Origin of the sequence: Chitinophaga sp. H8 (assembly GCF_040567655.1) — a bacterium.
Classification (GTDB): Bacteria; Bacteroidota; Bacteroidia; order Chitinophagales; family Chitinophagaceae; genus Chitinophaga; species Chitinophaga defluvii.
The window spans coordinates 33,719-51,670 of the sequence record NZ_JBEXAC010000004.1; the positions used below are offsets into that span (position 1 = coordinate 33,719).

19 protein-coding genes are annotated in these 17,952 nt (G+C 41.7%); 11 read left to right on the forward strand and 8 right to left on the reverse strand.

Annotated elements, in window-relative coordinates:
• Nucleotides 1-504: 504 nt before the first annotated feature.
• The 3 genes from ABR189_RS29090 to ABR189_RS29100 all read right to left on the reverse strand — a co-directional run bounded on the left by ABR189_RS29090 (nt 505) and on the right by ABR189_RS29100 (nt 3,700).
• Nucleotides 505-729 carry a heavy-metal-associated domain-containing protein gene (locus ABR189_RS29090; protein ID WP_354664044.1) on the reverse strand — a complete coding sequence of 75 codons (225 nt, stop codon included), beginning with the start codon at nt 727-729 and terminating at the stop codon, nt 505-507.
• A gap of 99 nt (nt 730-828) precedes the next feature.
• On the reverse strand, nt 829-3,048 hold the full coding sequence (locus ABR189_RS29095) for a heavy metal translocating P-type ATPase (protein WP_354664045.1): 2,220 nt from the start codon (nt 3,046-3,048) through the stop codon (nt 829-831).
• 88 nt (nt 3,049-3,136) lie between these two features.
• Nucleotides 3,137-3,700, reverse strand: coding sequence for a helix-turn-helix domain-containing protein (locus ABR189_RS29100; RefSeq protein ID WP_354664046.1), 564 nt, complete (start codon nt 3,698-3,700; stop codon nt 3,137-3,139).
• Between the two features lie 534 nt (nt 3,701-4,234).
• Here ABR189_RS29100 and ABR189_RS29105 point away from each other — a divergent pair.
• From ABR189_RS29105 to ABR189_RS29145, 9 genes are all read left to right on the forward strand, one after another.
• The gene (locus ABR189_RS29105; protein ID WP_354664047.1) at nt 4,235-4,624 is read left to right on the forward strand and encodes a single-stranded DNA-binding protein; all 390 of its coding nucleotides are present in this window, start codon (nt 4,235-4,237) and stop codon (nt 4,622-4,624) included.
• Nucleotides 4,625-4,663: 39 nt separating this feature from the next.
• Nucleotides 4,664-5,737, forward strand: coding sequence for a DUF932 domain-containing protein (locus ABR189_RS29110; RefSeq protein WP_354664048.1), 1,074 nt, complete (start codon nt 4,664-4,666; stop codon nt 5,735-5,737).
• A 61-nt stretch (nt 5,738-5,798) separates the two neighbouring features.
• On the forward strand, nt 5,799-6,176 hold the full coding sequence (locus tag ABR189_RS29115; RefSeq protein WP_354664049.1) for a hypothetical protein: 378 nt from the start codon (nt 5,799-5,801) through the stop codon (nt 6,174-6,176).
• 10 nt (nt 6,177-6,186) lie between these two features.
• A complete protein-coding gene (locus tag ABR189_RS29120; RefSeq protein ID WP_354664050.1) occupies nt 6,187-6,420 on the forward strand; it encodes a hypothetical protein in 234 nt (77 codons plus the stop codon).
• A gap of 47 nt (nt 6,421-6,467) precedes the next feature.
• Nucleotides 6,468-7,091 carry a PRTRC system protein E gene (locus ABR189_RS29125; RefSeq protein ID WP_354664051.1) on the forward strand — a complete coding sequence of 208 codons (624 nt, stop codon included), beginning with the start codon at nt 6,468-6,470 and terminating at the stop codon, nt 7,089-7,091.
• Between the two features lie 30 nt (nt 7,092-7,121).
• A complete protein-coding gene (locus tag ABR189_RS29130) occupies nt 7,122-7,340 on the forward strand; it encodes a PRTRC system protein C (protein ID WP_354664052.1) in 219 nt (72 codons plus the stop codon).
• A 17-nt stretch (nt 7,341-7,357) separates the two neighbouring features.
• On the forward strand, nt 7,358-8,512 hold the full coding sequence (locus ABR189_RS29135) for a hypothetical protein (RefSeq protein WP_354664053.1): 1,155 nt from the start codon (nt 7,358-7,360) through the stop codon (nt 8,510-8,512).
• 10 nt (nt 8,513-8,522) lie between these two features.
• Nucleotides 8,523-9,239: a PRTRC system protein B gene (locus ABR189_RS29140; protein ID WP_354664054.1), complete on the forward strand. Its 717-nt coding sequence runs from the start codon at nt 8,523-8,525 to the stop codon at nt 9,237-9,239.
• Nucleotides 9,236-10,042: a PRTRC system ThiF family protein gene (locus tag ABR189_RS29145; protein ID WP_354664055.1), complete on the forward strand. Its 807-nt coding sequence runs from the start codon at nt 9,236-9,238 to the stop codon at nt 10,040-10,042. Before ABR189_RS29140 ends, ABR189_RS29145 begins: the two co-directional genes overlap by 4 nt.
• Before the next feature lie 477 nt (nt 10,043-10,519).
• Here ABR189_RS29145 and ABR189_RS29150 read toward each other — a convergent pair whose 3' ends face one another.
• The 5 genes from ABR189_RS29150 to ABR189_RS29170 form a co-directional block, all read right to left on the reverse strand.
• A complete protein-coding gene (locus tag ABR189_RS29150) occupies nt 10,520-11,851 on the reverse strand; it encodes a metal-dependent hydrolase family protein (RefSeq protein ID WP_354664056.1) in 1,332 nt (443 codons plus the stop codon).
• Between the two features lie 305 nt (nt 11,852-12,156).
• Nucleotides 12,157-13,125 carry a dimethylarginine dimethylaminohydrolase family protein gene (locus tag ABR189_RS29155; RefSeq protein ID WP_354664057.1) on the reverse strand — a complete coding sequence of 323 codons (969 nt, stop codon included), beginning with the start codon at nt 13,123-13,125 and terminating at the stop codon, nt 12,157-12,159.
• 54 nt (nt 13,126-13,179) lie between these two features.
• Nucleotides 13,180-13,746: a DUF4256 domain-containing protein gene (locus ABR189_RS29160; protein ID WP_354664058.1), complete on the reverse strand. Its 567-nt coding sequence runs from the start codon at nt 13,744-13,746 to the stop codon at nt 13,180-13,182.
• Nucleotides 13,747-13,833: 87 nt separating this feature from the next.
• The gene (locus ABR189_RS29165; protein WP_354664059.1) at nt 13,834-15,354 is read right to left on the reverse strand and encodes an aminotransferase class V-fold PLP-dependent enzyme; all 1,521 of its coding nucleotides are present in this window, start codon (nt 15,352-15,354) and stop codon (nt 13,834-13,836) included.
• A gap of 2 nt (nt 15,355-15,356) precedes the next feature.
• Nucleotides 15,357-16,019, reverse strand: coding sequence for a DUF4395 domain-containing protein (locus ABR189_RS29170; RefSeq protein WP_354664060.1), 663 nt, complete (start codon nt 16,017-16,019; stop codon nt 15,357-15,359).
• Nucleotides 16,020-16,216: 197 nt separating this feature from the next.
• On the opposite strand from ABR189_RS29170, the gene ABR189_RS29175 reads away from it, so the two are divergent.
• Complete coding sequence (locus ABR189_RS29175; RefSeq protein ID WP_354664061.1) at nt 16,217-17,254, forward strand: sensor histidine kinase; 1,038 nt, start codon at nt 16,217-16,219, stop codon at nt 17,252-17,254.
• Nucleotides 17,247-17,924 carry a LytR/AlgR family response regulator transcription factor gene (locus ABR189_RS29180; protein WP_354664062.1) on the forward strand — a complete coding sequence of 226 codons (678 nt, stop codon included), beginning with the start codon at nt 17,247-17,249 and terminating at the stop codon, nt 17,922-17,924. The genes ABR189_RS29175 and ABR189_RS29180 overlap by 8 nt, the downstream gene beginning before the upstream one ends.
• The last annotated feature ends 28 nt before the right edge of the window (nt 17,925-17,952 follow it).

Here is a 17,952-nt window from a genome sequence, read left to right on the forward strand (position 1 = left end):
GAATAGTAGGCTTGTTTAAAACCGAATTTTTGTTTTTTAGTACTGGCAATTGGATATTTTGCCCTTAATTCGATTATTGTAGGCACATTTAACGAGTTAGCACAGGTAGTGCCGCACCTGCAAGAACTCCCGTTACAGCCTCCACAACCATTGCTATGGTTGCATTTTTTGCAAGATTTACCTTTGCAACTGTGCTGCTTATGTTCTGATTTTTTTGATTGTTTTTTGGAACAAGAGGACTTCTCTGTTTTAGTAGCAGTTTTGGAGCAAGCATAGCTTTGATTGGGTATCAGAAAGAAACCCAAACAGAATAAAGATAACAGGGTAATATGTTTGCCTAAACTTTTCAACGCTACAAAGTTATAAATAAAATTACATTGTTAACCACTTTGTCCTTTATTTTTGACCTCTACCATATTTTTAAAGCTGTTGTTTTTAGGAGTAAATGCCCCTTTCTTACCCAACGTATTCATTAAGAGCAAAAAGGAGCATTTACATTCAACTTTAAGCGGTTAGCGGTTCTATTTTAAAACCTTTGCTTTTGACAATGGCTACTACTTCATCTTCGGTAATACCCTCTGATTTTACGGTAAGGATTTTGTCTGCATTGTTCGTATCTACATTCCAGTGGCAGATACCCTCTGCATTGTCTAAATCGGATTGAACTTTTGATACACATCCACCACAATTAAGATTGGTCTTAAACTGAAATTCTTTGTTATTTTCCATTATTACTTAAATTTTATTGTTAATTGATATTGCAAAGTTGCTTATTCTTCCAAAAGCATCTGTTGTGATATTTTGGATTTGATTTATGATATTTACTGTTTACTTTTTCCACCTCAACCGTAAGCTGTTGCTTACCACGCTTACGCTGCTCAATGCCATTGCCGCACCTGCAATCATCGGGTTAAGCAGGAAGCCATTAATAGGATATAAAATACCTGCCGCAACCGGAATGCCAATTACATTATAGATAAATGCCCAAAACAGATTTTGCTTAATAGTGGCTACGGTTTGTTTTGACAGCCGGATAGCCTGTGGTATCTTGGTAAGGTCTGATGATATAATCGTCATTTTGGCAACGTCCATTGCAATATCGGAGCCTTTGCCCATTGCGATGCTTACATCTGCTGTTGCCAAAGCCGTACTGTCATTGATGCCGTCCCCAACCATTGCAACGGTTTTGCCTTGCTGTTGCAGTTCTTTCACAAAGTCTGCTTTATGCTGCGGCAATACTTCAGCTTTGTAATGTTTGATACCTGTCTGCCCGGCAATGGCTTTGGCAGTAGCTTCGTTATCTCCTGTCAGCATATATAGGTCAATGCCCATATCCTGCATTTCCGTGATAGCCTGTACCGATGTTTCTTTTATTTCATCTGAAATTGCAATAACGGAAAGGGCTTGTTTGCTGTTTGCAAACCAAATAACGGTTTTGGATAACTTACTCCATTCATCGGCTTGCTGTTGCAGTTTTTCGGGAATATTGATATTATTTTCTGCCAATAGTTTTTTATTCCCTACAAAATAGGTTTCACTATTGTGGTTGGCTTTTGCTCCTTTACCTGTGATACTGTCAAAACCGGACAATGCAGTTGCAGCCACGCCGTCCAAATGTTTTACTACGGCTTCGGCTAAAGGGTGTTCTGATTGCTTTTCGATGCTTAGTAAAATGCTTTTACACGTATCGTCATTGTTCAGCCATTCGATGCCTGTAACCTGTGGTCTGCCCTCGGTAATGGTTCCGGTCTTATCCAGGACAATAGCGTTTACTTTCTTAGCCAATTCAAGGCTTTCCGCATCTTTTATCAGGATGCCTTTTTCAGCACCTCTACCCACTCCAACCATTATTGCCGTAGGCGTAGCCAATCCCAAAGCACAGGGACACGCAATAACCAAGACTGTAACGGCTGCCAGTAATCCTTGTACTACTCCGTTATTGCCACCTAAAACAAACCATAGGATAAATGTAAAGATGGCAATACCGATTACAGTTGGTACAAAAATTCCTGCAATCTTATCTACCAATTTCTGCACGGGTGCTTTACTGCCCTGCGCATCCTGCACCATTTTGATGATGTGGGCGAGCATTGTTTCCTTACCCACTTTTACGGCTCTGAATTGGAAACTTCCTTTTTGGTTAATGGTTCCTGCAAATACTTTTTCGTTTTCTTTCTTCAATACAGGTACGGGTTCACCACTTAACATACTTTCATCCACGTAGGAACTGCCGGAAATAACCATACCGTCCACCGCAATTTTTTCACCCGGCTTCACAAGGATAATATCGCCTGCGATTACTTCTTCAATAGGGGTTTGCTTTTCCGTTCCGTTTGCTTGCACTACGATAACTGTTTTGGGTTGTAATCCCATTAGTTTTTTAATTGCTGAAGATGTATTGCCTTTGGCTTTTTCTTCCAACAGTTTCCCTAAAAGAATGAATGCAATAATGACGGCTGCCGCTTCAAAATAAACGTGGGCGTGTAAACCTCTTTGATGCCAAAAATCTGCAAACAACATATTGAACACACTGAACACATAAGCGATACCTGTACTCAATGCTACCAACGTATCCATATTGGCGGAGCGATGCTTTGCCTGCTTCCACGCATTGATAAAGAAGCCCCTGCCTAACCACAATACAACAGGTGTAGAGAATGCCCACATAATCAGGTTTGCATAAGGCATATCCATAAAGAACATTCCTATTACTACGACAGGTAAGGACAGTATAATTGCCCAAATGGTTTTGGTCTTTAATTGTTTGAATTTCTTCTCGTGGATAGCTTCGAGTGTTTCCTGCTGTTTGGTTTCATCTTCAATTAGTAAATCATAACCAACTCCTTGTACCGCTTTTTGCAGTTTTTCAGCATTGGTTATATCAGACAGGTATTCAACGGTAAGATTTCCCGTTGCGAAGTTTACGGAAGCATTCACAACGCCCTCCTGATGCTGTACGATACTTTCGGCACTTCCCGCACAAGCCGCACAGGTCATTCCCAAAACAGGGAATGTCTGCATAATGGTATTTTTATCTTTTACTGCCATATCTCGATTGTTTTTTTAACAATGCAAATTTGGCAATAATATGAATGGCGGCTATTGTGGAATTTTGGAAATGGCTTGTAAAATTTACTTATACTTCGTCCAAAGGCTTTCTTCTGTCTTCACGTATCTGCTTAAAATGGCTCGGTGTCAGCCCAGTTACTTTTTTGAATTGGTTGCTTAAATAAGCTACACTCGAATAGTTTAGGCGATAAGCGATTTCACTCAAAGACAATTCATCATAAACTAATAGTTCTTTTACCTTTTCTATCTTTTGAGCAATAAAATATTTTTCAATGGTCGTACCCTCTACTTCCGAAAAAAGATTTGATAAATAGTTATAGTCATGATGAAGTTTATCACTTAATACATCCGACAGGGTGGTCTTGTTGTCATTTTCCTGATAATGTACCACCTCAATGATTACATTCTTTATTTTTTCAATAATACGGCTTTTCTTATCATCAATAATTTCAAACCCTAAAGGAATTAGAACTTTAGCCAAAATTGCTTTTTCTTCGGGTGTAGGTTCTTTGCCAAGCATAACCTCTCCAAGTTTGATGTCTTTTACATCCAAACCTATTTTGTCCAATTCATTTTGCACCACCAAAATACAGCGGTTGCAAACCATGTTTTTAATATAAAGTGTACTCATAAGAATGTCCGTTAATATCTTTTTACTATCTGCCGAATACACAAATTTAAAATCTTTTTTCCCCATCTAATATTCAAAGCAGCGTTTGACCGATTTCAACGCTTTTACAGGTTGCTTCTACCGTATCTAATTTTGCATGGGCATGTCCCTTCGGGCCGGTTCATTCCAGGGTACGTTTCACTTCCGTCACTCTTTCATCGTGACCACCTCGTTCCTCGCCGCCTTACATCCCCCTCATGCTTCATGGTTAACGCTGTTATCAAGGCTAAATTGGCTAAGACTGCCATCCAGCCTGGCTATGGCATTTTCCAACGAAACGGGTAAAAAGGCAGCTAAGGTAGTTACGCCTTCGTTACTACGAGCGCATAATACTGCGCTACGCTTGCACCCTTCGGGACTTATAGCTCTTCGTGCCTCCGTCTCCACTCTGTCGCTGCTTTCTTTTTTCCCGTTTTTTCTTTTGGAAAAATGCTTTTAGGGCAGGCGGGTGAAAAAAAAGTAAACAAAATGGTTTCACAATTAAAATTAAAAATCATGAACATCATTGGCAGATTAACGAGGGACGCACAAATCAGCACCTTACCGAGCGACAAACAGGTAGTGAACTTCTCCGTAGCGGTAAACGACAGCTTCCGTAACAAACAGGGCGAACGGGTGGAACACACCGAGTATTTCAACTGTGCCTATTGGCTTTCAACGAACGTAGCTAAGGTTCTTACTAAAGGAACATTGGTAGAACTCTCAGGCAGAGTAAGTGCAAGGGCATGGATCGGAGGCGATGGCGAAGCACATGCAGCACTCAATTTTCACACTTCCCAAATCAAATTGTACGGAGGTGGTAAGCGACCTGAAACCGTAGCAGGTGGTATCAGTAACAATTCCGCAGTACCTGCTGACAATGGCAAAGACGATTTGCCTTTCTAACAAACAACTTTCATTTATCAACTTTTAAAAATTACAATCATGGCACATAATCTTAATTATAACGAAGGAACAGGCAAATACAGCTTCTTTAGTGTACAGCAAAAGGCATGGCACAACTTAGGACAGGTAGTAGAACAATATCCCACAAGTGCCGAGGCTATTAAATATGCAGGACTTGATTTCGAGGTAGTCAAATCACCCTTATATACTCGTGGTACAGGTATCAGCATAGGCGATGATGGTGAAATTAAAGAAGGTGGCAACATCTTACTGCCTGACAATTTTGCAACCATGCGTACCGATACCAATACAGTTTTTGGCGTAGTAGGTAAGGATTATCAGATAGTACAGAACGCAGATGCCTTTGCATTTTTCGATGCTATTGTAGGTGGTGGGGACGGTATCCTGTACGAAACAGCAGGAGCATTAGGAAACGGAGAAAGGATATTTATAACCGCTAAACTTCCTGACTATATCCGTGTGGGCAACGGTGATGATATTACAGAGAAATACATCTTTCTGACAACTTCCCACGATGGTACGGGAAGCATTACCGCAGCCTTTACACCTGTACGCATTGTATGCCAAAACACCCTTAACGCAGCATTGGGTAATATGTCCAACGTGGTACGCATCCGCCATACATCCGGTGCAAAACAGCGTTTGGAAAATGCTCATAAGGTAATGGGACTGGCTAATCAGCTTAGTACCCAACTGGAGGGAATATTTAACCAATGGACACAGGTGCGTATCTGTGATGCAGAAGTAAAGAAACTTATTCAACTGGCACTCTGCCCCAATAAGGAAACATTGGATGCACTTAAAAAGGGTGCAGAAGATGAACTGTCAACCGTATTCAAAAACACCGTTGAAGATGCTTTTGCCTACGCAATGATGTCAGATACACAACAGTTGAATACTACCAAAGGAACTGTGTTCGGAGCATACAATGCGGTAACAGGCTATTATCAGAATGTACGCAATTACAAGGATGATGAAAGCAAACTGCAATCCATTGTAATGGGTGGTACAGCACAGGCTAAAGCACAAAGGGCATTTGAACTATGTAATCAGTTTGCAAAGGATGGTGCAGACGTGCTTATGCTGAATTAACAACCAAAGGACAGGCGGCAATGTCTGCCTGTCCTTATTACTCACTTTAAACTCAGGTATTATGAAACCTTTAGAGAATTTGATAAATGTAGAGAAAGCGAGGTTACTGCATGAACTGTTTCCGCAGGAAATTCCCGCCTTATTGGAATATGTTAACGGTATGTGCCTTACCATACAGGAGGATGAACAGTTAACACGAAACCAATGGGAAAACGGCTTGCTAACCGTAGAAGCATGGCTATCCTTTGTCGAAGAAGTCAGGAATAAGATAGAGAGGTACGGAAAGCGAATGCACAAGCAGAGCAGATTATTTGCCGACCAGTTGTTTGATGGTTATGTCGCTATATACATGGTGCATTGCATGACCTTGTACACCACTATACGGAAGCATCCTAATCATAAGTTTTCGTTAGCCATTGACTTACTTTTTAACCCATAAATACAAGGTTATGGAAGCATTAATGAAATTATTGCAGGCTATGCCTTTCCCAACCATGTTCTTTGTTGGTTTGGCAATAAAGCTATTTGTCGGTATGCGACAATTCAACCGCAGGGGCTTAGGTGGCTTACAGCATTTCGATAACTACTTCGTGGGATTGATTACACTTTTCATTGAATGGATATTGAAGTGGACAGCTTTTGCCTTGATGCTGTGGGGACTGTGGGGATGGCTCTTTAAATGAAACGGTACAGGACTGTACAGAAATTATTTAATCAAAAATATTGAACAATGGAAACAACAAATTTTTTCAGCAATGTGGCCGCATTGAACATAACAGGCGACTTGCAACTGACGATACGCAAGGGAGCGGAAAATAATTGGATAGTATCGGTCATGCTCAATAATGAACAATGTGGTGATGATGCAAGAAAACTGATACCGCCACTTAATCTGCGAGGTACTACCGATGAACTGGATAACGGTTTCTTTGAACGAATTGCAACGCCTATGCAGATTGCTTCAGGTTTAATGGTGGATATGGAAGGTTTTATGAAACAAGTGGAAGAAGCAAAGAAACAATCTGCTATGGAAAAAGAAAAGGCAGACAGGGAACGAAAGGAAAAAGAAGCGAAGGAAAAAAAGTACAAAGAGGCAATGCAAAAGGTTGATGAATTGGAGAAGGAGGGGAAATATAGGGACGCTTGGATGAAAGTGCCTGACCCGACTGAATATCCTGAACAGGCTGAAGCTATCCGCAAAAGAAAATCTGCATTATCGGCAAAGTTTGCACCTGATTTATTCGGTGGTACTTCAACGGCAGTTGCGAATGAAGAACCACAAAGGGAAGATATAGATGCGGAGCAGGAAACAGACCCTGAAGAAGTGCCTGAATTATCCGAAGACGACAATTAACTCAATTATTAATCTGTAAAACGAAAGGTCATGTTAATAGCAAAGCAATTAGACAGGGTTTTCCTGCTCACAGAAAACGGAACGGATTTAAGACTAACAGACCCCGAACCGTCATGGAGTGTTGAAGCGGTAATGAACTTCTATGCCAATACTTATCCTATACTCACTACCGCCAAAGTATTAGCGCCACGCATAGAGGAAGATACCGTACAGTATCGTTTTGAAAGTGTAATGGGAACCAAAGGTTAATCTTAAAACGTAAAGCAATGGAATATGCAGCACAATATTATATCGGGCATCATTCAAATGCCACAAAAGCAAAGACAAAGGAAACTGTACAGACAATTAAGCGAGTTCATAGCATTGATACAACGCACAAAAGATGCACACGAAATAGGCAAAGACAAACAGAAGTCCGTGCCGGTGCAAATGTTGCCAATGCTTTTCTGAAAACAACTTTCCTGCCTAAACTGGAGATAATAAAGTCTGTACAATCACCTATGGAAGTGGAGAAAATAGAAACAGACTTTTATCACTCCCTTTTTGAAGTAGCCAGGCATTATAATGGTTTCGAGCCTTTGGATACGAGAACTTTCGGCTACCCCTACAATTTAGCCTTATCTGTTTGGGAAGTGGAAAACCATTTGAAGCGAAACGTCAGGAACTGGAACAGCTTGCGACTGGTACAGGATGATAAGGGAAAAACTTTCTTTATTAGTGAGGAACAATACTGTACAGGAGCGACCTTATACTATATCCCTGTCGTACCATTGTATAAGATGCTTAGGAATAAGCAAGAAAGAAATGCAGCCCTGTTACTGCTCTCTGTTTTCGCATACCTCTACCATATAGCGGATATACCTTATTACAGGCAGGAAGATGCTTACATCTATTGGCAGTATGAAATGATTACCGATTGGATAGAGCAGGATGATGAAACCGACTTAGATAGCCGTAAGGAAGAATTAAAAGTAGCGAAATGGTGCGGTGATAAGATAGAACAGAAAATATTTAACCGCAAAAGCCTTAATGTCTTTGCGGATCGGATAAAGGCATTTAAACCGAAGAACGACTTTGAACATGAGTGCCTGAATGTAGCGAAAGGATTTTTCACCCTATATACTGACTATCCTGCAACATCTGTTTTCCAAAATGCCAAGTGCGTTGAGGATGAGGCAGAACAAGAGGATGAGGTAATTGCTATGAACAAGTATATCTCCTTTATAGCAGATGCTAATGGATGGCTTTACGAAACACTTGCTGAAAGTGTCAATAATGAGTTTAATGAATATGGAACAACCGAAGAGCCAACGGTAGTGAAGATATTTAGCGGAGAAAATATTACTGATTGCAATCTTGATTTTGAGAACAGGTTATTTCCCCTGATAGATGATTTGTGCTACCTGTTGAATAATCATTAAATGAATTACTATGAAAGATGTAATGGAAAATATCGGCACACTTTATCATCCCAAAACGGCTTTGGTTTTTTACGAAGCTAAAGGAACGACTGCGGAGGTTTATGTAGAGTATTTTGATATGGATAGGAATGGTAATCCAATTAATGCACATCCTTTGACTGTTAAGGAAGCACAGTATTTATCAAAAGCATTGGACACCACAAAGGAAAGGAATAAGGCATTCTTAAAGCCTAAAAGCATTATAGCAGGAAATATCCTTTATACAGACCCATCTGAAAATGGCTTTGCAATGTGGTTTACAAAGGCAACAAGCAAAAATCTTTTCTTTATTGATGGCTTGGATATTCCCAATGGTATAGCAGGTGTACCCGCCCTGCTTTGGATAGCCAGTAAGCAGAAGTTACATATCTACGCTCTGAAAAGTGACAGGAAGCCGACTGAAGAAACACCGCTTTATCATGCTCCCTTTTTTAATGTGTATGCGGACGGAAATGTATGTATGGGTTCGGTAGATGTAAATATCAGAAAGTCTTCTTCATTAGAAGAATTTACAGCCGCATGGGAAACCTATTTCTTTAACAGCTATTTCAGCCACCTGATGCAAAACCATAATCCCGTACAAGGTAACTGTGTTAGCCTATGGAAGAAGCTGCGTAAAACAGGTGAGCCATTCCCAAAAGATGTATTGAAGAAAACTGACAGGACGGTCAAAAATATACTAATATGAAAACGGATAAAATAAAAGTACACTTCACAGACAATGACCTGATCGCTCCCACCAACCCCATTGAAGTAAATCTTATAGGAGCTGGTGGAACAGGTTCAAAAGTGCTGACCGCATTAGTGGAAATGAATTATAGCCTGAATGAATTAGGACATGCAGGGTTATCTGTCAGGCTTTGGGATGACGACATAGTAACCGATGCCAATTTAGGCAGACAACGATTTGCCGAGTGCGAGATTGGGCTATATAAATCGGTCGCCCTGATAAACCGTGCTAACCGGTGGGCAGGTACAAACTGGAAAGCCGAGACCCTGAAATTTGGGAAAGACAGTTTAGGCAGGTTGCCCGAACATACACAGGCAGCTATTTACATTTCCTGCGTGGACAGTGTGAGGGCAAGGTTTGAGATTGCAGAAATCCTTAACGGACTGGATGATAACAGGGCATTCCGAAACCGAGCCAAATACTGGATGGATTATGGTAACAGCCAATCCACAGGGCAGGTGCTATTGTCCACCATTGGCAACATCAAACAACCGAAGTCTGAAAAATATGAGGCAGTCGCCAACCTGCCCTTTATAACCGATGTATATGGCGAACTGCTGAAGCAATCCGAAGAAACAGATAATACTCCAAGCTGTTCATTGGCTGAAGCATTAGAAAAGCAAGACCTGTACATTAATTCCTCCCTTGCCCAAATGGGTTGCTCTTTACTCTGGAACCTTTTCCGTCAGGGAATGACCGAAAATAAAGGCTTCTTTCATAACCTTGACAACTTCACTACCCAACCGATAAAGGTCGCTTAAAGCCCTCCCAGGGCGGCGCATCGGCATTCCTTTCGCCGTAGGCGGAACGCCGCTGCGCGTGGAAGCGGTGCAGCCACTTGCCCAAACCGGAATCCCCACCCACAATATTCCAATAATCCGCTTTGGACAACAGGCTACGGCATTATTAACGTATCCCACAGAATAACCTAACACATCCAAGTAACTGGAAGGTAGCTGGTTCAAGTATAACGCAGCGTCCACCACGTAAGAAAGTTGCAGATATATTTCACTTAATTATAAAGTGATTTATATCTTTACACCGTAATCTCGGTCAAGAGCTTTAAATCCGCTAAAAAGTGGTTCGAGTTTTGTACCACAGGGTTCACAAAGGCGCGATTATTCACGCCTTTTTTTTGTTTAAACATATCACTGGTAGCGTAAAACACAACAGTAATCTTTTTGTTCTGTCAATTTTATAGTTGCTTTCCGCCACCCGTTAGCAGCATCTCTTCAGCGTTATTTTTTCAATATGTTTTTATAAATCTTTCCGTCCTTTATAATAACAACAAAGTTTTTTGCAGGGTTAGCCAATAGTTTTAGGTCCTTTAGCGGATCTCCGTCAACAAGTAAGATATCTGCCATAGCACCCTCTTCGATTATGCCGAGCTTGCCCGGGTATGGGCTTCTTAAACCAGAAAGTTGCAACAGTGACGCATTGTCTTGGGTTACCATCTTTAATATTTCAGCATTGGTAAACCATTTTTGTAAGCGCAGGATGAACTCATTTTGCTTTTCGTTGAGCGCTGGTTCAAAAAGAAAGTCTGTTCCCCAGGCTAATTTAACGTTATACTTTTTTGCGAGCGGCCATACTTTTTCTTGCCCCTCAATAACAGGTTTGCGCTTTGCTATTCGCTGTGCATCCATATCAGGTGTATTATCAACCAGATTTTGCAGGCTGAGCCAGATACCTTTTTCAGCGATTAATTTCAATGTTTCTTCATCCAGTAACTGCCCATGTTCCACACATTTTACACCCGCTTCAATAGCCCTTCTGATCGCTCTGGGTGTATATGCATGTACAGTTACGTATGTGCCCCAGTCTTCCGCAGCTTCAACTGCAGCCTTCATTTCATCCAATGTGTATTGTGTGACATCTACAGGATCATAGGCTGATGATGTGCCACCTCCTGCCATCAGTTTGATTTGACTTGCACCAAAACGCAGGTTTTCTCTTACCGCTGTTAATACTTCATCACGCCCATCCGCAATGAAGGTGGCCCCGTATTTTTCAGCGCGTGATGCGACACCGAAAAAACGACGGGATTTTTCATCTGGCGTTCTGAAATCACCATGACCAGCTGTTTGACTTATGGTGGCTCCAGAAGGCCAGATTCTCGGCCCCGGAATCTTGCCGGCATCAATCGCAGCCTTTAGCGGGAATATTGGCCCTCCAACATCCCGCACACTTGTAAAGCCACGCATGAGCGTATTATTGGCAGACTGACCAACGGTCTTAAGCAGAAATTCTTCCGATAGATCGCCTGTCATCATTTGAGACATCGTCAATGCGCCGAACACCATATGCACATGCACATCTATTAAGCCTGGCATTAAGGTCTTCCCTGCTCCATTGATTTTTATGACATCCGTGCCGCTCACCTTAATGGGTGATGCACTGATTGTTTTAATCGTATTACCGGTTATCAATACATACCCAGGAGGGGTAAGGGATTGTTTTTTTGCATCCAGTATCCGAACGTTTTCTAACAAAATCTGACTTTGTTGTGCCTGAGCTGGATAAATAGCAGTTGCACTAAGAAGTAAAGTGCATAAATAGAGTAATCGCATATGCAGGTGTTGTTAGGTGTTTATTAAGATACAAATATTTAATTTTCTTTTGTAAACAAGTTCACCTTTTCAGATGCTCAAGAAAAATAACACCTTCCTACAACGCTGATAATTTTAAACCTGGCGAATTGTCGTAATCCCCCCCTAATATTGTCTATTCTACCCGCTACGAGGACTTACATAAAAGGTACTTTGGCGGAACTGGTCATTAACACGATCGTCACACACGGTAATATGTGGTGCTGCTGATGGATTGCTGAAGTTTAAGGACGGGGATAAGGATTATAATCAGGCCTACGAAATAGCTAATCTTTTCTTAAAAGGGGTTGGGTACTGCATCGGAACGAGCCTCCAAAACTTCTGCTGATCTGGAAATCAATATACTCCACATGTATGCCATATGCGGCTAATTGTTCGCCAATACTGGTAAAAACCGGGTCTGTAATATATACTTCCGAAGAAATAGGTAATCCGTTAGTGGCTAGCATAGTGGCCTCTTCCATACTTACATGGATCTTCTTCCAGTCCTTGAATATTGCAGGAATACCATCAGGAAAGGCATCTTCACATGCCACCATTAATCCGTTCCTGATAAGCCCCAACGCACAATCCAGATGGAGGATATTAGGGTCCAGGCGTACCATTTCTACCCGATAACCGAATTTACCCAAGAATTTTCTCAACCATTCAGCACCAGCCGTATTGGAGGCGAGGCCAGAATTACCCACCAGAATAGTATCTCCCAGCACCATGACATCACCACCTTCCAAAAATGGCCCAGCACCTAGTGTAGGGTCATCAGGAGATGTAACTTCCGGGCTTGGAGTGGCCAGGTAAAAACAATCTGCCGGATATACTTCTTCTCTCATAATTTTGCGGACAGGAAACACTTCTCTTCTGCGGTGCAGAAAGCGCATCGAACCCTCTATTACACAGTTACCAATTGTAAAAAAAGGGTCCCGTACAAAGAAATTCGAATAACCATCGTCTCCGGCAGCCTCCTTTTCTACATCTGTCAGTTTTCTGGGACGCAAGACCTGTACTCCATATTTTTCAAGTACCTGTTGCAGGTCATTTCGTTCCTGCTCCCATCGCTTTTGCAGCTCCGGATGTGCCTCTCGAAAGTCCTTTCCCTTATGCTCCTCAATATCTTTAATGGAAACCTCCTGCAAAAAACGGAGATCATCCTGCCGCACCTTTTTGGCATACCCAAACTCAGATACTGCCAGCACCACCTTTCTTAAAGTCGCATATTCATTCTCAACATAGATCATAAATACATTTTTATTACTTCTTGAAGGCCCACCGCGATTAAAACATGCTTCGACTTAACAGCGAAGCATGCCACGAAATCCCCTCGCAGCATAATAAGATTCTGCACCGTTGTGATATGTAAAAACATGATCATAGCGGCGATCACAAAAGAGCGCCCCTCCTAGTTTTCTTATAGCAGGTGGGGTTACTATCCAGCTCGACGTTTTCATATCAAAGTTTCCAAGTTGCTGCAGATTCCGGTATTCTTCTTCTGTTAACAGCTCAACGCCCATATCAGCGGCCATCTGTACCGCACTATTTTCAGGTTTGTGTTCTTTTCTTGATTCCAGTGCTTCATGGTCGTAACAAATACTTCTACGCCCTTTGGGGCTTTCCGCAGAACAATCGCAAAAAAGATATTCGTCTGTCTTTTTATCATAGCCCAATACATCCGGTTCACCACCAGTTATTTCCATTTCATCAAGCGACCGCAGTTTTTCCGGGTTCGCTTCCAGCTTTGCTTGTATTTTAGTCCATTCCAGCCCTTTATGACGTTGCTGGTTTTTCTCAAAACGGGTTTTCAGCACACTGAGCAGTTCCAGGAACTGCTCCGGAGAAACCTTCTTTTTATTGCTTTTCATGTCATTGTTGCTTTTACCAGAAAGGTATGCAAAATTTTAATTACTCATTTAGCATACATAACAAGACATCTCTTTGCCGGAAATATGTTAAAAATCAGGCCAGCAGCTCACATCAAACCAGTGCAGCATATTCTGTGCTTCACTTGCTTTCATATGTTTGTAATAGTACTCATTCATACAGGGATCATAATAATATTCCTTTTCCCATGCTGATATGTTAGACAAGGTCATTTCAATGGCATCCATTATAAAATTAATTTCACTATCAGTCATCGTAGGATGAATAGATAACCTTACCCAACCAGGTTTATGCGATAGGTCTCCTGAATGAATCGCGTCCAGTATTGCATAAGAAGCAGGCTTATCAACACCAAGCAACATATGACCATATGTTCCGGCACACGAACATCCTCCCCGCAGCTGAATCCCGAATTTGTCATTAAGCAGCTTGACGATCAGATTGTAATGTACCCCTGCTACCAGGAAAGAAACTACCCCCAGACGCACTTTCACTTCTCGTTCAAGTATCTGTATCTGTGGCATTCCGGACAACCTGGAAAAAATGATTTTCAACAGTTCCTCTTCCCGCTGCAACATGTTATCCACCCCCATTTCTTCTTTCAGCCGGATGCACATGGCTGCTTTTATTGCCTGCAGGAATGGAGGAGTGCCACCATCTTCCCGCTGTTCAATATCAGTTACATATTCGCGCCCCTTCCAGGGATTACTGTAATTTACAGTCCCACCCCCCGGATGATCAGGGATTTTATTCCTGTAAACCTTCCTGTTAAAGATCAATATACCCGGTGTGCCCGGACCTCCCAAAAATTTATGCGCAGAGAAGTAAATAGCATCCAGATCCGCGTCTGTATCAACCGGATGCATATTGATATTACAATACGGGGCCGCACAGGCAAAATCTACAAAGCATAATCCTCCATACTGGTGTATTAGCTTGGCGATGTCATGATAGGGCGTTTGTATACCAGTAACGTTGGAACAGGCGGTTACTGCCGCAATTTTATTGGGATAGTGCTTATACTGCTCCAATAGCGCACAGAAATGTAGCATATCCACATTTCCGTTTTCATCACTACCAATTATCTCTACTGTAGCAATTGTTTCCAGCCAGCTGAGATGATTACTATGATGCTCCATATGTGTTACAAAAACAACAGGTTGCCGCATTTCGGCATGCTGGGAGAACCCAACATAAGCTGCGACATGCTCCGGAATCCTTAACCCCAGTATTCTTTGTAGCTTGTTTACAGCAGCAGTCATACCACTACCGCAAAAAAGCAATATATCTTCTTTATTGGCATTGACATGTGTTTTCACGATCGCCCTGGCTGCTTCATAGGCTGCTGACATGCATGTACCCGTAACAGTGGTGCCTGTATGCGTATTTCCCAGAAATGGAAGCACTTGCTGGCGAATACAGCCTTCAATAGGCCCATAGGCGCGTCCGGTAGCAGTCCAATCGGCATAGATGATCTGCTTTCTTCCAAAAGGAGACTCAAAAAATTGCTGATGACCGATAATGTTATTACGGTAAACGGAAAAATATTTTTCCAACCCACTTTTACATGGCATAGAAAGGCTTGACATATCTATTTGGGTTTAACCGTAGTGGAAGATCTAAAGAAATCGTGAGGCCGCTTACTGAATTGTTCATTGAACAAACGGGGGGCAAGGAAAAGGAAAGCAATAAATAAACCCAGTATAACCAGTTGTGCTGCTGATACTTTCTGAATGGCCTGCCTGTCCTTGGTTTCGCATACTTCCCCCGGACAATGCTGTGCTCTATTCTTGAAAAACAAGGGATAAACCAGACACCCCAAACAAATTCCGAACGATGCCTCAAAAAACAGGAACAATAAACATATCAGGCAAACGGAGCCTGTTATGGGACTGTAAGCATTTTCAATCAGAAAGAAATAGAACATGGTAGCCGAGAGGACTACCCCAATACTCCATGCAAATCTTTTCTGTCCGGCCCCAACATACTCAGGTCGCTGATTACGAACTATCAACCGCCCGATGATCAATACAGGAGAAAACCGGGGATTGATAAATACTCTGATCAGTAAGTCGGCCAGAAAAATGGTGATAACATATTTGATCGGTACAAAATTGCCATCAAAAAGGATAAACATTAATGAAGTGTAGGTGGCCAGGAAGAGTATCCCGGCGGAGGCCCGGATCTCTCTTTCATTCAACACAGGGATATCATAACCTGCTACTTTTTCGCCGAATTGTATAAAGTTGTTCATGTTTTGTTTAATATTAAGCGTAAATGTTTGATGCTATTAGTGCCGGCAGTATGAAATTAGCCAATGGGGCTTGTTATCGCCAGGGTGTATCAACAAACAACAGGTCATCGTATACGAACAACAGAATCGGGTCAAGCACCGGGAACAATTAGGAGAAAGACAAGGATTTATCGACATTTACCCCGTCAAACATCAACATGAAAAAGCTATCTGGCATAAAGCATTTTAAGCTGTACGTATGGCTGATACCTGCTTATTTGTTGCTCCACCTGTTAGCAGATATACTGGAAGGGGCTGGCAACTTCCCCGAAAGAGCGGTGAATCAAACCTGGTTGGCAGTGTATCTATCAGTGGTTAATTACTGGTTATTAGAATATACGCTGCCAGGCCTAAGCTGGAAAAAATTACTCAGCGCCATCTTCTTACTGCTACTATACTGCTTTCTTCTTTCCATTGGATTCTTTATATGGCGGCAACTTGGTGTAACATTGCATATTTTTACACCTTTAGGTAAGCCTGTTTCTATCTCAGAAAGAATTGGCATACTCACAGGAAGCAGCATAGGGGCTGTTTTCTTTTTTGGCGTTATCAGACATGTCTATAATTATGTAAACCTGAAACAGGCAGCGCAACAATTACGCATTGAACGTCAGCAAGCAGAGTTAAACTACCTGAAATCACAGACCAACCCTCATTTTTTGTTTAACACCCTGAACAATATTTATTCGCTGGCCAGAGATAAATCAGATCTTGCCCCGGAGTCCATCCTCCGTTTATCCAAGATACTGCGGTATATGTTGTATGAAACCAGTGGGCCATACATCGCTATCGAGCAGGACCTTAAAATTATGGACGACTATATAGCACTTGAAAAACTACGTTACGATGATGCCCTCCGTATCAATTTCAATCATGATCTGGAGAACATGAAACAGTCCTTACCCCCTCTCCTGCTTATCCCATTAGTTGAAAACGCCTTCAAACATGGGGTATCAGAAACACGGGACCGTCCCTTTATTGATATTCATCTCTCTATTAAAAACAGGCAGCTGGTGTTTATAGTTAAAAACTCTACCGGTGATCCTGCCGGTGACTACAAAACAAAAGAAAATATCGGCCTTTCCAACCTCAGGCGCCAACTGGAGCTACTTTACACCGACTATACCCTGGATGTACAACAAGAAGACTTTGAATTCACAGCTACGCTGAAAATAAATCTTGAAAGCCATGTCTAAAATAAAGTGCATTATTATAGAAGACGAGCCGCTGGCAGCGAAAGTATTAAGTGACTATATATCGGAAGTACCATTCCTGGAATTACAAAAGGTATTTAAAGATGCTATGCTGGCCTCAGAATTTTTGCTGCATCAGCATATAGACCTCATGTTCCTGGATATTCATCTGCCTAAACTGAAAGGAATGGCTTTCCTGAAAACATTATCCAACCCTCCTGCGGTCATTGTTACTACTGCATACCATCAATATGCCATAGAGGGGTTTAACCTGAATGTGACCGACTATCTGCTCAAGCCTTTTGAATTTGAGCGTTTTTTAACTGCTGTTAATAAGGTCAGGGCAGCACAGAAAACAACCTCAAATGAAGTCAGGGATTTTATTTTCGTGAATGTACAAAAACGTAAAGTCCGTATCCCGTTTTCAGAGATCCTATATATAGAAAGTCAGCGTGAGTATATTAAAATTGTTACCACCAGGAATGAGTACCTTTCCAAGATGAGCACTAATGAAATCGAAGAAATGTTGCCCACGGATATTTTCAAGCGCATACACCGGTCTTTCATCATCTCCGTGAATAAGATTGAATCCTACAATGCCGAAATGATAGAGATAAATGGTATATCGATACCAATAGGGAGAGGATATAAAGATGTAATAGATAAATTATAATATTGGCAGATCTTACAGCTATCCACTG

Excerpts from the sequence above, each read along its gene's own strand:
- ABR189_RS29160 (WP_354664058.1), bottom strand. The coding sequence starts at position 13,746 with ATGAAAAGCAATAAAAAGAAGGTTTCTCCGGAGCAGTTCCTGGAACTG.
- ABR189_RS29125 (WP_354664051.1), top strand. The coding sequence starts at position 6,468 with ATGGAAACAACAAATTTTTTCAGCAATGTGGCCGCATTGAACATAACA.
- ABR189_RS29165 (WP_354664059.1), bottom strand. The coding sequence starts at position 15,354 with ATGTCAAGCCTTTCTATGCCATGTAAAAGTGGGTTGGAAAAATATTTT.
- ABR189_RS29135 (WP_354664053.1), top strand. The coding sequence starts at position 7,358 with ATGGAATATGCAGCACAATATTATATCGGGCATCATTCAAATGCCACA.
- ABR189_RS29175 (WP_354664061.1), top strand. The coding sequence starts at position 16,217 with ATGAAAAAGCTATCTGGCATAAAGCATTTTAAGCTGTACGTATGGCTG.
- ABR189_RS29155 (WP_354664057.1), bottom strand. The coding sequence starts at position 13,125 with ATGATCTATGTTGAGAATGAATATGCGACTTTAAGAAAGGTGGTGCTG.
- ABR189_RS29095 (WP_354664045.1), bottom strand. The coding sequence starts at position 3,048 with ATGGCAGTAAAAGATAAAAATACCATTATGCAGACATTCCCTGTTTTG.
- ABR189_RS29090 (WP_354664044.1), bottom strand. The coding sequence starts at position 729 with ATGGAAAATAACAAAGAATTTCAGTTTAAGACCAATCTTAATTGTGGT.
- ABR189_RS29105 (WP_354664047.1), top strand. The coding sequence starts at position 4,235 with ATGAACATCATTGGCAGATTAACGAGGGACGCACAAATCAGCACCTTA.
- ABR189_RS29145 (WP_354664055.1), top strand. The coding sequence starts at position 9,236 with ATGAAAACGGATAAAATAAAAGTACACTTCACAGACAATGACCTGATC.
- ABR189_RS29170 (WP_354664060.1), bottom strand. The coding sequence starts at position 16,019 with ATGAACAACTTTATACAATTCGGCGAAAAAGTAGCAGGTTATGATATC.
- ABR189_RS29140 (WP_354664054.1), top strand. The coding sequence starts at position 8,523 with ATGAAAGATGTAATGGAAAATATCGGCACACTTTATCATCCCAAAACG.
- ABR189_RS29120 (WP_354664050.1), top strand. The coding sequence starts at position 6,187 with ATGGAAGCATTAATGAAATTATTGCAGGCTATGCCTTTCCCAACCATG.
- ABR189_RS29100 (WP_354664046.1), bottom strand. The coding sequence starts at position 3,700 with ATGAGTACACTTTATATTAAAAACATGGTTTGCAACCGCTGTATTTTG.
- ABR189_RS29130 (WP_354664052.1), top strand. The coding sequence starts at position 7,122 with ATGTTAATAGCAAAGCAATTAGACAGGGTTTTCCTGCTCACAGAAAAC.
- ABR189_RS29115 (WP_354664049.1), top strand. The coding sequence starts at position 5,799 with ATGAAACCTTTAGAGAATTTGATAAATGTAGAGAAAGCGAGGTTACTG.
- ABR189_RS29180 (WP_354664062.1), top strand. The coding sequence starts at position 17,247 with ATGTCTAAAATAAAGTGCATTATTATAGAAGACGAGCCGCTGGCAGCG.
- ABR189_RS29110 (WP_354664048.1), top strand. The coding sequence starts at position 4,664 with ATGGCACATAATCTTAATTATAACGAAGGAACAGGCAAATACAGCTTC.
- ABR189_RS29150 (WP_354664056.1), bottom strand. The coding sequence starts at position 11,851 with ATGCGATTACTCTATTTATGCACTTTACTTCTTAGTGCAACTGCTATT.